General features: G+C 69.4%; 13 protein-coding genes. 6 read left to right on the top strand and 7 right to left on the bottom strand.

The window, feature by feature from the left end; genetic code table 11:
• Positions 1–71: 71 nt before the first annotated feature.
• Entirely contained in the window at positions 72–2,222 is a 2,151-nt protein-coding gene (locus JJ691_RS05920; protein ID WP_211767778.1) for an alpha-ketoacid dehydrogenase subunit alpha/beta, read from the top strand.
• The gene (locus tag JJ691_RS05925; RefSeq protein WP_211767779.1) at positions 2,222–3,433 is read left to right on the top strand and encodes a dihydrolipoamide acetyltransferase family protein; all 1,212 of its coding nucleotides are present in this window, start codon (positions 2,222–2,224) and stop codon (positions 3,431–3,433) included. Before JJ691_RS05920 ends, JJ691_RS05925 begins: the two co-directional genes overlap by 1 nt.
• Here JJ691_RS05925 and JJ691_RS05930 read toward each other — a convergent pair whose 3' ends face one another.
• Complete coding sequence (locus JJ691_RS05930; protein ID WP_211767780.1) at positions 3,434–5,095, bottom strand: acetolactate synthase large subunit; 1,662 nt, start codon at positions 5,093–5,095, stop codon at positions 3,434–3,436. It lies immediately after the preceding gene.
• A gap of 74 nt (positions 5,096–5,169) precedes the next feature.
• Positions 5,170–5,646 (bottom strand): GNAT family N-acetyltransferase, encoded by a 477-nt coding sequence (locus JJ691_RS05935; RefSeq protein ID WP_211767781.1) that lies wholly within the window; start codon positions 5,644–5,646, stop codon positions 5,170–5,172.
• Positions 5,647–6,047: 401 nt separating this feature from the next.
• Here JJ691_RS05935 and JJ691_RS05940 point away from each other — a divergent pair, with 401 nt between their 5' ends.
• Positions 6,048–7,193 carry a DUF222 domain-containing protein gene (locus JJ691_RS05940; RefSeq protein WP_211767782.1) on the top strand — a complete coding sequence of 382 codons (1,146 nt, stop codon included), beginning with the start codon at positions 6,048–6,050 and terminating at the stop codon, positions 7,191–7,193.
• Between the two features lie 291 nt (positions 7,194–7,484).
• On the opposite strand, the gene JJ691_RS05945 is transcribed toward JJ691_RS05940, so the two are convergent.
• From JJ691_RS05945 to JJ691_RS05955, 3 genes are read right to left on the bottom strand one after another with little or no spacing between them, the layout of a single operon-like run.
• Entirely contained in the window at positions 7,485–8,603 is a 1,119-nt protein-coding gene (locus JJ691_RS05945) for a glycosyltransferase family 2 protein (RefSeq protein WP_211767783.1), read from the bottom strand.
• A 22-nt stretch (positions 8,604–8,625) separates the two neighbouring features.
• Entirely contained in the window at positions 8,626–8,847 is a 222-nt protein-coding gene (locus tag JJ691_RS05950; RefSeq protein WP_211771305.1) for an SDR family oxidoreductase, read from the bottom strand.
• A 51-nt stretch (positions 8,848–8,898) separates the two neighbouring features.
• Positions 8,899–10,026, bottom strand: a complete 1,128-nt coding sequence (locus JJ691_RS05955; protein ID WP_211767784.1) for an FAD-dependent oxidoreductase — start codon at positions 10,024–10,026, stop codon at positions 8,899–8,901.
• Positions 10,027–10,106: 80 nt separating this feature from the next.
• On the opposite strand from JJ691_RS05955, the gene JJ691_RS05960 reads away from it, so the two are divergent.
• The 3 genes from JJ691_RS05960 to JJ691_RS05970 all read left to right on the top strand — a co-directional run bounded on the left by JJ691_RS05960 (position 10,107) and on the right by JJ691_RS05970 (position 13,208).
• Positions 10,107–10,658, top strand: a complete 552-nt coding sequence (locus tag JJ691_RS05960) for a TetR/AcrR family transcriptional regulator (protein WP_211767785.1) — start codon at positions 10,107–10,109, stop codon at positions 10,656–10,658.
• Between the two features lie 53 nt (positions 10,659–10,711).
• Positions 10,712–11,824, top strand: coding sequence for an ATP-binding protein (locus JJ691_RS05965; protein WP_249228195.1), 1,113 nt, complete (start codon positions 10,712–10,714; stop codon positions 11,822–11,824).
• A 535-nt stretch (positions 11,825–12,359) separates the two neighbouring features.
• On the top strand, positions 12,360–13,208 hold the full coding sequence (locus JJ691_RS05970; RefSeq protein WP_211767787.1) for a geranyl diphosphate 2-C-methyltransferase: 849 nt from the start codon (positions 12,360–12,362) through the stop codon (positions 13,206–13,208).
• Positions 13,209–13,421: 213 nt separating this feature from the next.
• On the opposite strand, the gene JJ691_RS05975 is transcribed toward JJ691_RS05970, so the two are convergent.
• Together JJ691_RS05975 and bla are read right to left on the bottom strand one after the other, a co-directional pair.
• Entirely contained in the window at positions 13,422–14,645 is a 1,224-nt protein-coding gene (locus JJ691_RS05975) for a family 2 encapsulin nanocompartment cargo protein terpene cyclase (RefSeq protein ID WP_211767788.1), read from the bottom strand.
• A 114-nt stretch (positions 14,646–14,759) separates the two neighbouring features.
• Positions 14,760–15,656, bottom strand: coding sequence for a class A beta-lactamase (bla, locus tag JJ691_RS05980; RefSeq protein WP_211767789.1), 897 nt, complete (start codon positions 15,654–15,656; stop codon positions 14,760–14,762).
• Between the last annotated feature and the right edge of the window lie 29 nt (positions 15,657–15,685).

Genomic DNA, 15,685 nt, shown 5'->3' on the forward strand with positions numbered 1-15,685 from the left:
CCTTGCGTTTGTGGTAGCGACCTCGCATAGTGTACGGCATATCGTGCCGATTGGATCCAATGGAGGCTGGGATGCCTGATCGCGAGGACCTGGCCGCCGGCGCGCCCTGGGTCCTGCTGCGCAGCACACAGCGGGACTGGGACGAGGCCGACGGCGACTTGCTGCGCACCCTGCTCGGGCGGGCCCAATGGATCCGATCGTTCGAGGAGCACGTGCTCGACCTGGCCGGCCGGGGTCTCGTGCACGGTCCCGCGCACTCCAGCATCGGCCAGGAGGGCGGGGCCGTCGGGTCCGTGCTGCCGCTGCGCAGCGACGACTACGTCAACGGCTCACACCGCGGCCACCACCAGTTCCTGGCCAAGGCCTTCGGACACGTCGCCAAGGCCAAGGGCGGCGAGCTGCCGGCGCTGGACGACGACGTCCGCACGGTGTTGCGGCGGACCCTGGCCGAAATCTGCGGCCTGGCCGAGGGATACTGCGGCGGTCGCGGCGGGTCGATGCACCTCCAGTGGCGCGAGGCCGGCGCGATGGGCACCAATGCCATCGTCGGCGGCGGCGTGCCGCAGGCCGCCGGATTCGCCTGGAACCAGCGGCGGGCCGGCGACGCCGTGACCGTGACGTACTTCGGCGACGGCGCGGTGAACATCGGCTCGGTGCTGGAGACGTTCAACCTGGCCGCCGCCTGGCAGCTGCCGGTCTGCTTCTTCATCGAGAACAACCAGTACGCGGTGTCGACCACGGTCGCCGAGGCGACCGCCGAGCCCCGGCTGTCGGCCCGCGGGCTCGGGTTCAGGATTCCCAGCTGGCGGGTCGACGGAATGGATCCACTGGCCGTGCACCTGGCGATGACCGAGGCGCTGGCGGTGATGCGGTCCGGCGGCGGGCCGACGATCATCGAGGCCGACCTGTACCGGTACTTCCACCAGAACGGGTCGTACCCGGGCAGCGCGTTCGGCTACCGCAGCAAGGACGAGGAGAAGGCCTGGCGGGCACGGGATCCCATCGACTTGCTGCGTCGGCACGTGGTGCGCCGGGGGCTGGCCAGCGCCGAGGAGATCGACGCCGCCCGGGACGGGGTCGAGGCCGTGTTGCGGGAGATCAGCGCCGAGTTCCTCACCCCGGACGGCCGGTCGATCAGGGAGTCGGCGTGGCCGGATCCGGCCTTCGTGGACATCGGCGTGCGCGGTGATCTGTCCGAACTGGACGGCAGCCGGTACGAGGAGCAGGCCGGGTTTTCCGGCGAGCTGGCCGAGCGGCGGTTCATCGACGTGGTCAGCGACGTGCTGGCCCGGCGGTTGGAGAGTGACGCCCGGGTAGTGGTCCTGGGCGAGGACGTGCACCGGCTCAAGGGCGGCACCAATGGCGCGACCAAAGGGGCCATCGAGCGTGCTCCCGAACGGGTACTAGGCACCCCGATCAGCGAGAACGCCTTCACCGGGCTGGCCGGTGGCATGGCCATCGACGGCCTGGCCCGGCCGATCGTCGAGTTCATGTACGCCGACTTCATGTGGGTCGCCGCCGACCAGTTGTTCAACCAGGTGGCGAAGGCCCGGCACATGTTCGGCGGGCACGGCAGCGTGCCGTTCGTGCTGCGCAGCAAGCTGGCCGCCGGCACCGGCTACGGCTCCCAGCACTCCATGGATCCCGCCGGCATCCTCACCACCGCCGCCGGGCTGCGGGTCGTCGCGCCCTCCAACCCGTTCGACTACGTCGGCCTGCTGAACACCGCCGTCGCCTGCGACGACCCGGTTGTCGTCCTGGAACACGTCGATCTCTACGGCACCACGGGAATCGGCCCCGTCGCCGACTTCGACTACCGGCTTCCGGTCGGCCAGGCCGCGCTGCGCCGTGCGGGCGACTCCCTCACCGTGATCAGCTACCTGTCGATGGTCAACCACTGCCTCGAAGCCCTGGACATCGTCGACCTCAGCGCCGACCTCATCGATCTCCGCTGGCTGGACTGGGCCAGTCTCGACTGGGACACCATCGAGCGCAGTGTCCGCAAGACCAACCGCGTCCTCATCGTCGAACAGGGCGCGCGGGGCACTTCCTACGGCGGCCGCCTGGCTGACGAGATCCAGCACCGGCTGTTCGACTGGCTCGACGCCCCCGTCGAACGCGTCACCGGAGGCGAAGCCTCACCCAGCATCAGCAAGGCGCTGGAGCGGGCCGCCATCGCCCGGACCGAGGAAGTCGTCGAGGCGCTGCGGAGGATCAGCTGATGGCCACGCTGTTGCGAGTCCCCGAGGTCGCCACCGGCTCCACCGAGGCCGTGCTGACCGAGTGGCTGGTGCCCGAGAACGTCGCCTTCGAGGCCGGCGCCGCCATCGCCGTGCTGGAGACCGACAAGGCCGCCGTGGAGGTCGAGGCCGAGATCGGCGCGATGGTGTTGCGGCGCTTGGTCGACGGCGGGTCCACTGTGGAGGTTGGTGCCCCGATCGCCGTGCTGGGGGCGGCAGGGGAGGATGTGTCGTCGCTGCTGGCCGAACTCAGGGGCGCTGAAGCATCGGCCGGTGCCGGTGAGCCGGCGACCAACAGCTCCGGCGGGCCGGCCGAACCTTCGCCCGCGCGAATCTTCGCCAGCCCGCTGGCCCGGAAGCTGTTGAAGGAAGCCGGGATCCCGCTCGACGCGGTCGCCGGCACCGGCCCGAACGGCCGCATCGTGCGCAAGGACGTGGAAGCCGCAATCGCGCAGGTGGACAAACCGGCCACCACGATCCCGGAACCTGGTGCCAAGGCGGTCGTCGCCGATGCTGCCTTCGAGGAGATTCCGCACAGCCGGGTCCGCACGGTCATCGCGAGCCGGCTGACGGCGAGCAAGCAGGCCATCCCGCACTTCTACGTCCGCCGGACCGCGCGCATCGACGACCTCTTGACGCTGCGCAAGCAGCTCAACGCCGTGTCACCGGCGAAGATTTCCGTCAACGACCTGGTCATCCGGGCGGTCGCGGTGGCCCACGGGACGGTGCCGGACGCGAACGTGATCTGGACCGACGACGCGATGCGGCGCTACCGGACGGTCGACATCGGGGTGGCGATCGCCTCGGCCCGGGGGCTCGTGACGCCGGTGCTGCGCAACGTCGCCAGCCTGTCGCTGAGCGCGATCTCGGCCCAGGTCAAGGGGTTCGCCCGGCAGGCCGACGAGGGTCGGCTGCCGCAGAAGGACCTTGAGGGCGGCACGATCACGGTGAGCAATCTCGGCATGTACGGGGTCGACGAGTTCGCGGCGATCATCAACCCGCCCCAGGCGGCCATTCTCGCCGTCGGCGCGGGCAAACCCGCGCCGGCGGTCGTGAACGGTCAGCTGACGGTGGCCACCCAGCTGACCCTGGTGTTCTCGGTCGACCACCGGGCCATTGACGGCGCCCTTGCCGCCCAGTGGATGGCGGCGCTGGTCACCGCGCTGGAGGAGCCGCTGCGGCTGGTGGCGTGATCAGAGCGGATCGGTGAGCATGCCCAGACGGTCGGTGAGGCTGATGTTCTCCGCGTAGTCCACGGGGGCCACGACGATGGAGACGCCGTCGTCGTCCAGGGCCTTGCGGAGGGTGGGCAGCAACTCGGCGGCCTGGGTCACGTGGTAGCCGGTGGCGCCGAAACTGGCGGCGTACTGGGTGATCTCGGGATTGCGGAACCGGACGTTGGACACGGTGCCGGTCTCCAGCTTCATCTTCCACTCGATCAGGCCGTAGCCGCTGTCCTCCCACACCAGCACGGTCAGCGGCAGGTGCTCACGCACGGCGGTCTCGATCTCCTGCGAGTGCATGAGGAACGAGCCGTCGCCGGTCACCGCCAGCACCCGGCGGTCAGGTCGGGCCAGATGCACCCCGAGCGCGCCGGGGAGGGCGAAACCCATGGTGGACAAGCCGTTGGAGATCAGGCAGGTGTTGGCGGCGTAGGTCGGGTACAGCCGCGCCATCCACATCTTCACCGCGCCGGTGTCGACCAGCACGATGTCGTCGCGGCCGAGGGCGGACCGAGTGTCGGCCACGATCCGCTGCGGCGACAGGGGAAACCGGTCGTCCCGCTGGCCGCGGGCCAGCTCGTCGGCCACCAGCTCGCGGATCTTGGCCGCCCCGGTGTGGGGCTCCCGCGCCGGCACGGCCTCGCGCAGGGCGTCCAGGGAGGCGCTGATGTCGCCCTCGATGCCCACCGACACCGAGTAGTGCGCGTCCACCTCGGCCGGGAACCGGTGGATGTGGATGATCTGCTTGTCGCCGTCCGGGTTGATCTTGACCGGGTCGAACTCCTGGAGCTCGTAGCCGACGGCGACGATCACGTCGGCCTGGTCGAAGCCGAAGTTGGCGTAGTCGCGGCGCATGAAACCGATGGTGCCCATGGAGTTCGGGTGGTCGTCGGCCAGCACGCCCTTGCCATGGAAGGTGGTCGCGACGGCGGCGCCGGTGTGCTCGGCGAACCGGCCCAGCGCGGCGCTCGCGTGGTTGCGGGCCGCGCCGTGGCCGGCCAGCAGCACCGGGTTGCGGGCCGCCCGCAGGATGGCCGCGGCCCGCTCCACCTGGCTGGCGGACGGGGCCTCCGGATGAACCACGTTGAGCGGCAACGGCTTCAGCTCCGGCGTGGCCGTCTCCACCTCGACGTCCTCGGGCACGGCCAGGTACACCGCGCCGGGCCGCTCGCTCTGCGCCGTCTTGAACGCGCGGCGCAGCATCTCCGGCACCGCCGCGGCCGACGGCACACTGCCGGCGAACTGCGTGATCGGCGCGAACAGGCTCACCAGGTCCACGAACTGGTGCGACTCCTTGTACTCGCGGAACTGGCCGACCTGGGCCGAGATCGCCACCAGCGGCGTCGAGTTGGTGGTCGCGTCGGCCACGCCCAGCTGGAGGTTGATCGCCCCCGGGCCCAGGGTCGCCGACACCACCCCGGCCTTGCCGGTGACCCGGCCGTACATCTCGGCCATGAACGACGCCGCCTGCTCGTGCCGGGTCAGCACGTAGCGGATCGGCGAGGCGTCCAGGGCGTTGGTCAGCCGCATGTTCTCCTCGCCGGGGATGCCGAACACCACCTCGACGCCCTCGGCCAGCAGGCACTCCACGATCAGATCGGCGGCCGTCCGGCCGTCAGGCTGCTGCGACATACCTCAGGCTTACCACTTCCGCGGCGAGCGGACCCGGTGGTGAGCCCCCTTTCACAACCCCGTAAGGGTCAGCGCTACATCTTCTTCCGCATGGACATCGACGTCACTTCGTAGCCACTGCGGCGGTACAGGGCGATCGCCGCCTCGTTGTCCCCGACGACGTTCAGGCCCAGCGCCGTCCGGCCCTCGCGCGCGACGAGCGCCTCCGCGGCCGCGAGGATCGCGGATCCGTACCCGAGACGCCGGTACGGCGGAAAGACATTGATGTCATACAGCCATGCGGCGCTCGCCGTACCCGAAGCCTGGCTCGGGTCCGGGCCGATCCACGCGTTCCCCACCGCCTCGCCGGACTCGTTCTCGGCTGTCAGCAGATGATGACCGACCGTGTCCAGGCCGTCGGGGAGGAACCGCGTGGTGCCACTCCGGACCCGCTCACGCGCGAGGTGTTCCGGCATCACCCGGCTGAGCACACGCACCGACTCGGCCTCGCGATGCTCGGTCGCGGCACCGTACTCCGCCGCCGTCATCTTCCGTAGCGTCACCTGCTGCACGGCCACATCCTCGATCAACCACGTGCGAGGACGCCACTCGGTTTCGAGCCGATGCGGTGCTGCGGTGGATGGAGTGCCTGCTCGTCGTGGCGGTAGGGGTGGTTTTGGAAGGGTGACCGGTTTTTGGGTTGCGGGGGATATGGTGGGTTTTTTGGTTGACTCCGGGTGGATTTTGCGTGGAGCCTCTGGGCGATGGCAATCGAGGCAATCATCGGGCAGGCTGCGCCTGCCTCGATTCGCGGACGAGCGTACGCCATCGCCCCCCTCCACGCAAAATCCACCCTCCGAGGTTAGAGGGAGCGATGGTTGGGTTTGTGGGGTCAGGTTTGCGATTATGCATGAAACCCGGATTCACCCGTTAGTGAATCGAGTTCGATCTTTGAGCGGCGTATTCTGGAGGCATGAAAGAACTCACCCGAGAGTTGGAGAGTAGAGAGCCTTATGGGGCCCTGCTGGATCTGCTCATGGGTGTGGACCTCAACGCTCTGACCGCCGATCAGCAGGTGACGGCGTTCATTGTGGCGCGGAAGATCAAAGCCTTCGCCGATCACGTGCAGCTGTCGATTCTGAGCGGTGTCGAGGACACTGCCGAGCTGGCGATGGCCATCCATGAGCCGGAGCAGTCGGTGGTACGGCAGAAGCGCAGTAGTGAGGTGTTGGACCGGTTGCCTCGGCTGTCGGAGCTGCTACGGCGAGGAGAGCTGGACCTGCGGCGACTGGAGACCGTAGACGAGCGGATCGTCAACCTGCCCAACCCCGCCATGATCGCCGAGGTGGAGGACGCCCTCGTCGAGGTGGCTCCGGGGCTGACCCGCACCCAACTGGCCCGCCGGGCTACCGCGCAGGTCGCGAAGGTCGATCCCACCGGCTACGACCAGCGCCGCCTGAAGGCCAAACAGGACCGTCGGGTCGAGTTCACACCACTCCCGGACGGCATGGCCCAGCTGCGGATCACCCTGACCGCCTTGGATGCCCGCGAGGTCTACGACGTGCTGACTCAGGACGCGCGGGCCCTCGTGAAGGACAACCGGACCACCGATCAGAAGCGGGCCGACGCCTTCGTGGACCGGTTCCTGGGCTATGGGGTGGACCGCAAGGTCAAGGTGCACGTCACCATCTCGCTGGAGACCCTGATGGGCCTGACCGAAGACCCCGGTCTGCTGGACGGATACGGCCCGATCGCCGCCGACTCTGCCCGCGAGCTGTCCATGCACGCCCCTTGGCGCGGACTCCTCCTCGACAAGTACCGTCGGGCTTCCGAACTGAGCACCGATACCTACCGCCCCACCGCCCGCATCAAGGAATTCGCCGAACTTAATGCAGGTGGAGTCTGCTCCGCCCCTGGCTGCACCACGCCCATCCAAGAGTTGGACCACACCGTTCCCTGGCCCGCCGGTGACACCACCGCTACCCAACTCAAGGGCTACTGCGCCCATCACCACCACCTCAAACACGGCAACCACACAGTCACCCTGGATTCCGACAGCACCCTCCACTGGGTCACCCCACTAGGCCGCCACTACACCACTCAACCCCACCAATACTGACCACCCGATCCACCCGTTCCTTGACAACTCCACAGCGAAACCAGCCCAGCCCACCCAAGAACCCGCAACAACTCGAATCGGAGGGTGGATTTTGCGCGGAGGGGGGCGATGGCATTCGCTGATCCGCGAATCGAGGCAGGCGGAGCCTGCCCGATGACGCCTCGATACGCCATCGCCCAGAGGCTCCGCGCAAAATCCACCCGGAGCCACCTGAAATCCGCTACCCACCTGACCCAAGCAAACGAGCCTGCCTCCCCCACCGGCCCGCAACCCACCACGGCCCCCGAGCCGCTACCGAATGTCCCGCCCCTTCCACAGATCGCCACCACGCACCGAGCGCCACGCGGAGTCCAGCATCAGCACGCCGAACGTGACGTTGGCGGCCGGGGCCAGCACCGAGGTGGTGGCGGACTGGTGGCTGGCCTGCATGTACGAGCGGTGGGCGGCGGACTGGGCGGCCCAGGCGGCGAGACCGGCCAAGCGGACGAAGCCCTTGCCCCGCAAGGACATCAACACCGGGGCGAGGCCGTAGGCGAGGTGCAGCAGGCCGCCGAGGCCCAGCGCGGCGGCCCCGGCGGCGAGGCCGCCGACCATGGCCCCGCCGGCGACAATGCTCTTGCGCTGGGACCGCCAGACCGCGCCGAACGAGTCCAGGCCGGACGAGGTGATCGAGTCCATGCCGTCCACGAGCCGGGTGCGGCCGCCGCTGTCCCGCACGGCGGTGGCGAACGCGACGTCGTCGGCTCGTTCGCCGGACAGCGCTTCCCAGCCGCCGGCCTGGTCGTAGGCGGCCCGGCTGACCAGGATGCAGTGCCCGATGCCGACGGCCTTGCCCCGGCTGCCGTCCGGCGACGCGCTGTCGAACAGCAGCACGTTGGTCGGGGCCAGCAGCAGCCACCAGCCGCTGTTGGGCACGATCGCCCGGCCCGGCGTGGTGATCAGGTCGGCGTTGTCCCGGGCCGCCGCGGCCAGCAGCTTGCCGACCAGGTCGGGGGCGGACTCGGTGTCGGAGTCGACGAACAGCAGCCAGTCGCCGGTGGTCTCGGCGACGCCCCGGAACATGGCGTGCACCTTGCCGGCCCAGCCCGGCGGCGGCCCGTCGGTGCGGACCAGCCGCACTCGCGGATCGTCGTCCACGTGCTGCTGCACGATTTCCGCGGTCCGGTCGGTCGAGGCGTCGTCGACCACCACGATCTCCAGGTCGGCGTGCCGCTGGGTACGCAGCGAGGCCAGACAGCCGTCGATGGTGGACTCCTCGTCGCGCACCGGGATCACGACGCTGACCCTGCCCTTGTCCAGCGGGGTGTCCGGCAGCGGCTGAACCGTCCGCCAGGTCGCCACCGTGCGCGCCGAGCGGAACACCGAGACCGCCGCCAACGCCGCCGAACCGAGAATCGCCCCCTTGCCCATGCCCTCCAGGCTGCCACAGTCGTCAGAGCTGGGTGAGGCCGCCGTCCACGGCGATCTCCGCGCCCGTCATGTACGTCGACCCCGATCCGGCCAGGAACAACGCCGGCGCGGCCGCCTCGGCCAGGTCGGCGACCCGCCCCATCGGGACGTTCGATGCGGCCCACTCGTGCAGCATCGGGTGCTCGGTCATCGGCGTGGCCAATGCCCCGTAGCTGATGGTGTTGACCCGGATCCGACGGCGCAGGAACTGGAGCCGCCGGTGATCACGGCGGTCCTGCCCTTGAGCGCGTCCATGTCAGCGACCTCCGGTCCGCACGAGGTCGAGCAGCGCCTTGGGCCCGTCCGGGTTGAGCACCAGGTTCTCGTACGTCGTCGTGGCCGTCGCGATTGGATCCATTCGGGCCAGCATCGACTTCTCGTAGGCGGCGATCGCCGCGTCGGTGTCCGCGTGCTCGGCGAGCGCTCGCCCCAGCTCCAGGGCATCGAGCAGCGCCATGTTCACGCCCTGTCCGGAGTACGGCGGCATGATGTGCGCGGCGTCGCCGATCAACGTGACACCGGAGTGCTCGCGCCAGGTCTGACGGGCCGGCACCACATACAGCGGCCACCACACGAAGTGCCTCTCGACCTCGTCCAGGACTCCGCGCATTCGGGGCGACCAGTCGGCCAGCTCCCGGTCCAGTTCGGTGCGGATGAACGCCGGATCGTGCAGCACGGTGCCGATCGCCCGGCGCGGGTCCTCGGCCCGGCGCTGCGCGTAGTACACCTGGATCGAGCCGTCTCCGTTGCGCTGCATGAGAAACGCTTGATCGGGCGCGAAGGCGAGGCCGGCGCCTTCACCGACGAGTTCGGCGGCGTAGGAGTCGAGCCGTGGCTTGGCGATCTCGCCGGCGATCAGCGTCACCCCGGTGTAGGCCGGCGGCACGTCGGTGACCAGCGGGCGGGTGCGGGAGTTGATGCCGTCCGCACCGACCACCAGGTCGGCGTCGACGTGCTGGCCGTCGGAAAACGTTATCCGCCAACGGTTTCCTGTCTGGGTGACGGAGACGACGTCACGGTTCCAGCGCACGGTGCCGGCGGGCAGCGACTCCAGCAGCATCGTGCGCAGCTCCAGGCGGTCGATCTCCGGCCGTGCCTCGCCCTCGTCCTCGGCGTCGGTCGCCAGCAGGAGCTGGCCGTGCTGGTCGAAGTAGTTGGTGTGCTGGCCCTGGGGCCGCGCGAGCCGGTCGAACTCCTCGGTCAGCCCGCAGGCGGTGATCGCCCGCAGACCGCTGTCCGCGCCCAGATCCAGCGAACCGCCCTGGGTGCGGGCGTGCTGGTCGGCGTCCCGCTCGTAGACGGCGCACTCGACGCCGCCCAGGTGCAGCAGCCGCGCGAGGGCCAGGCCGGCCGGGCCGGCGCCCAGGATCGCGATGTCGGACACGGTGTCCTCCTCCCGTTGGGTAACTCGCTAGAAAAGGTAAGTCGCTTACCTTCGTGCGTCAAGGAGGTATGATCTCGGTCATGGAGTCGCTGCGCGAACGGAAGAAGGCGATCACCCGGCGGGCCATCCGGGACGCCGCCGAGCGGCTGTTCGCCGAGCGCGGCTACGACGAGGTGACCGTGGCCGAGATCGCCGACGCCGCCAACGTCTCGGTGAAGACGCTGTTCGTCTACTTCCGGTCCAAAGAGGACCTGGTGTTCGCCGACACCGAGCTGCTGGACCGGCTGATCGCCGCGCTGGCCGCCCGGCCCGCCGACGTCAGCCACGCCTGGGTCTTCGTCGACGTGCTGGCCGAGGCCGCCGGCGACGGCACCGGCCTGGTGAGCTACCACCGCGCCTACGGCGAGTCGCCCGCGCTGCGCTCCGGCCTGCTGCGGATGTGGGCCGAGTTCGAGGACCGCGTCGTCGAACAGCTCGCCGCCGAGTCCGGCGGGCCCGCGACCCCGGCCATGCGGCTGCACGCCATCCAGCTCGTCGGGATCGTGCGCACGACGACGTCCCCGGAGCTCCGCGCCAACCCCGACGGCCTGGCCGACTGGCTCCGGGAGGCGCCGTCCCTGGTCGAAGGCTAGGGGTTTGCCCGATGCTAGGGGGCGGCCCGGCGTTCCAGAATCGCCGCGTGCGCATGCCGTCTCCGACGATCACCTCGGCCGCGATGGACTTTCGCGGCCTGGCCGGTTTGCTGTCGCGGCACCTCTACCACGACCCGGACGTCTACCTCCGGGACCTGCTCCAGAGCGCCGTCGACGCGATCGCCGCGCGTCGACGGCTGGAGCCCGGCCTGTCCGGGGTTGTGTCGATCGAGGTGGTCGAACCCGGCGAGCTCGTGATCACCGACAACGGCATCGGCCTGACCGGTGCCGAGCTGGTCGAGCTCCTGGCCAATGTCGGCGGCGATTCGGGGCAGTACGAAATGGTGCGACGGCGTCCAGTCCGCTTCGAGCGGGATGAGTCGTCCCGGCATCGGGACCATGTCGGCCAGTTCGGCGTCGGGCTGCTCGCGTGCTTCCTGGTCGCCGACGAGGTCACCGTGCTCACTCGGTCCGCGAAGGATCCGGAAGCGCTCCGGTGGCATGGGCTTGGTGACGGCACCTATGAGATCAGCCCGGCGGAGAGTTCTCTCCCGATAGGCACTCGGGTACACCTGCGGGCCCGGGCTGGCGTCTCGTTCGGCCATGTGTCGCGATCGGCCCGTCGCTACGGCGGCCTGCTGCCGGTGCCGGTCCGGATGGGGTCGACGCAGGTCAACGATGAGCCGCCGCCATGGGAGCTGCCGGCGCTGACCATGGACCGGCAGCGGGAGAACGCCCTCGGGTACGCCCGCCGGGTGCTGGACCTGGATCCATTGGACGCGATCCCGCTGCATGCCGACGGCGTCCGCGGAGTGGCGTTCGTGCTGCCACACGAGTCGAGCCCGCACCGCGACCGGGTGTGCCTGCGGCGTATGTTGCTTTCCGAGTCGGCTGAGCGATTGCTGCCGGATTGGGCGGTTTTCGTGCGCTGCGTGATCGACGCCGACGATCTGCTCCCCAACGTGGCCCGGGACGGCTTCGTCGAGGACGAGCGGCTGGCGGCCGTCCGTGAGCAGCTGGGCCGATGCATCCGGGACCACCTCGTGGACCTGGCCCGGATGTGGCCCTCGCGCCTGGCCGGCATCGCCGCCCTGCATCGCCCCGCCCTCGCGGCTCTGGCCGCGAACGACGGTGAATGCCGGCGGTTGTTCGACGAGATGGAATGACCGGCACTTCCCGCGCCTACTTGATACGGCAGACGGGGGCACCGCCGTAGGAGTGAACGACGCTGAGTGGCACTGGGGCCGGACCATGCCCCTTGAGCCGTTGGTGCGACTCGGCCGTCTGGATGACACATGCTCGGGGAGCGGCGACTCGCGGCCGCGGCGTGGCCGGCGTGGTCGCGCCGCCGATGGCCTGCGGGAATCGGCTTTTCGTTGGCAGACAACACCACCGTCCGAGCTGGACGATCGGCGGCAGCGGATTTCCCTTTCTGAGCAACGATCATCCGATGGCGCACGTCCGGGTTATCGGGCATCACCCGCACGGAGCAACGAGTTCTACGCAGCGCATGTCCACAACGGAGCAGCGGCACACCACCCTGTTGAGGGACTGTGTTGGTCCGGAAAGCCGGTGCTAGCCTCGGCTGGGCCGGCCGGCCACCGCGTTTCCCCGCGTTCGTCGCCACCAGCGACGCCGGGAAGTCCTTATCTGCCACCGATTATCGATGGCGCACGTCCGCACGGTTGAAGGAGTTCGCGCATGACGACAACCCACCGCGCACGGCCGGTCCTCCGCAGCGACTACCAGCGTTCGGTCGCTGAGTACTGGAACAACGAGAAGGACCCGGTCAACCTGCGGCTCGGTGATGTCGACGGCCTCTACCACCACCACTACGGGCTCGGCGCCTACGACCCGGCCGTGCTGGACGGTCCGGACGAGGCCGTCATCGCGGAGATGCACCGCCTGGAGACAGCGCAGGCCGAGGTCCTGCTGGACCACCTCGGCGACGTCGGTCCCGAGGACGCGGTGCTGGACGCCGGCTGCGGTCGCGGCGGCACCAGCATCATGGCCAACCAGCGGTTCGGCTGCTACGCGGACGGCATCACCATTTCCGAGACGCAGATGCAGTTCGCCAACGAGCAGGCCCGCCGCCGCGGCGTCTCGGACAAGGTGCGCTACCACTTCCGGAACATGCTCGACACCGGCTTCGAGGACGCGAGCCGCAAGGCGATCTGGAACAACGAGAGCACCATGTACGTCGACCTGCACCAGCTGTTCGCCGAGCACTCGCGGCAGCTGGAGATCGGCGGCCGCTACGTGACGATCACCGGATGCTACAACGACGTCACCGGCGGCCGGTCCAAGGCGGTCAGCCAGATCGACCAGCACTACACCTGCAACATCCACCCGCGCAGCGAGTACTTCAAGGCCATGGCGGCCAACAAGCTCACGCCGATCGCGGTGGTCGACCTGACCGCCGACACCATCCCCTACTGGGAACTGCGCGAGCGCTCCTCGGTCGCCACCGGCATCGAGGGCCCGTTCCTGCAGGCCTACCGGGAGGGCAGCTTCCACTACCTGCTCATCGCCGCCGACCGAATCGCCTAGCCGGCAACGCTTTCCCCGAGGCCCGCGTCCACCGAGGACGCGGGCCTCCGCGGCGTTCCGCCGAGATCGACGCCCCCCAAGATCAAGGCTCCGATCCTCTCGTTCAACGTCATGAAGGACCCCTTCACGACGTTGAACGAGAGGAAGGGGCCCTTCATGACAGAAGCAGGGGCCCCGCACCTGGAAACGGTGCGGGGCCCGGGGTTCGTCCGATCAGGACTGCTCTTGCGTGTGGTAGCGCGGGCTGGTGGCGTGCCACTCGCGGCTGCCCCCGCACCAGGCCCAGGTGTCGGCCAGGAAGCGTTGCAGCATCGGGGTTCCCTCGAGGTACATCGCGGCGGCCTCGGTGACGAAGCCGCGCATGAGCTCGTTGTGGATCTCGACGGTGCGCTTGACGGCCTGCGGCCGGGACAGGCCCTCCTCCTCCATCAGCGCGATGGGCAGGCTGATGTCGTCGTCGGCTTCCTTGTCCATCGAGTGCAGGTCGTTGAGCAGCACGGCGGCCGTGCCGGCCATGGTGAAGGCCCGGCGCAGGCGGGGGTGGTAGAACTCCTGGGCCGGCAGCTCGTAGCCGGCGACGGCGTCGACCAGGATCATCGGCGGCAGATAGCTGTTGTGGTAGCGGTGCATGTAGTACTCCCACACCGCGGGCCGCTTGCCGGTTTGGCGCCAGCTGGCGTTCTGGTCCAGGGCCTGGAACAGAATGGCCATCTGGTGCTGGAAACGGCCCATCTGAGCGGTGCTGGTGTACTTGGCCAGGTGTTCCATGCCGGTGCGGAAGGCCAGCGCGATGGGCTCTTCCTTGATGAAGCGGTCGAGCTCATGGCGGTAGCGCTGCGGCATCGTCACGGGATCGACGACACCGTACAGGACGCCGAGGCGGGCAGCGGCCAGCGTGGGATCCGCGCCCATCTCCTCCTCGTCCAGGTAGTAGTCGTCGGCCGCCCATTCGGCGACGACCACCTTGGCGGCGGCCAGCAGCGGGTCCGGGTCGTCGGTGCCGGGGTGGGTGAGCATGATCAGCCGGCCGAAGCCGCAGGACCGCAGGTGGTCCAGCCGGCCGTCGTAGATGCCGACCTCGCCGGCCCACTCCACCATGCGCTCGTTGACTTCCTCGCCGAGCGCCGGATTGTCCCGCACCGGGCCGGGGCAGAACAGCTCCGGCACCTCGTCGGAGTCGTCGTCGACGGCCGGTTCCGGCGGCAGCGGCGCGGGCTCGGCCGGCCGATCGGCCAGCAGCAGTGGCAACCGGGCCGCGGACATGCCCAGCGTGGAGGGTTGCTCGGTGAGGAACAGCAGGCTGGGGGCCGGGCGCTCCGGTTCGCCGCCGAGCAGCGACGACAGCTCCACCGACGGCGCCGCCCGCATGTCGGCCAGCACCGCCGCCGCCAGCTCCGCTGGGTCTCCGGACACGCTCGGGGCAAGAAGCCGAGACATCAGGGACATGCGGCCAGTAAGCCACAAACCACGGCGCTGGAACGGAAAGTCCACTCGGATGTGCTACGGGTCGGGTGGCTGGATACCGCCAGAAGTGCGGTGCTTCAAGGAAATTCAGCGCCCCAGCTGCTTCACAGCGATGGCGGTCGCCTCGGCGATTGTGGCACGACCAGCGGTGGACTTGGGATCGGTCGGCACGGTGAACGCGGTGACGACCAGGGGAGCGCCAGTGGGCGGCCAGACCACGGCGACGTCGTTGACCTCGCCCTGCGCGCCACTGCCGGATTTGTCGGCTGCCGCCCAGTTCTTGGGCACCCCGGCCCGGACCAGGTCCAGACCGGTGGTGGCCGACTTCATCCAGTTCACGAGCAGGTCGCGGCCGGCGCTGTCAAGACCGTCACCCAATGTCACTTTCCGCAGGTCGGCGGCGAAATACGCCGGGATGGTGGTGTCCCGCTCGTCGCCGGGCGCGCCGACGTTGACATCGGGCTCCACCCGGTCCAGGTGGGTCATGGTCTCACCCAGGTCGTGGACGAAGGCCGTGACCGCGGGCGGGCCGCCGAGCAGACCGATCAGCAGGTTGACGGCCGTGTTGTCGCTGACCCGCAGCGCCGCGTCGCACAGGGCCGACACCGTCATGCCGTCGGCGACGTGCTGCGAGGTGATCGGCGCGTAGGACAGGACCTGGGACTGGTCGTAGTGGATGACCCGGTCGAGCAGACCGGGCTGTTGCTGGCGCAGCCGGAGAATCGCGCCGACGGCGAGCACCTTGTGCGTGGAGCACATGAGGAACCGCTCGGCGGCGCGATACTGCACGGTCTTGCCGGTGCCGGTGTCGAGCGCGTAGAACCCGAGCCGGCCGCCGAACTTCCGTTCCAGGGCGACGAAATCCGCGTCGGGAGTCGTCGACAGCGTCAAGGCCGTCCCCGGCTCGCTCGCCGGCTTGGCGGCACAGCCGGCGAGCGCGGCGGCGAGCCCGGTGAACAGCAGAGTGCGGCGCGGCAACGGCATGTGTGAACCCCCAGGGTGTGTATCTGAGG

It is taken from the genome of Kutzneria sp. CA-103260, from assembly GCF_018263855.1.
Lineage (GTDB): Bacteria > Actinomycetota > Actinomycetes > Mycobacteriales > Pseudonocardiaceae > Kutzneria.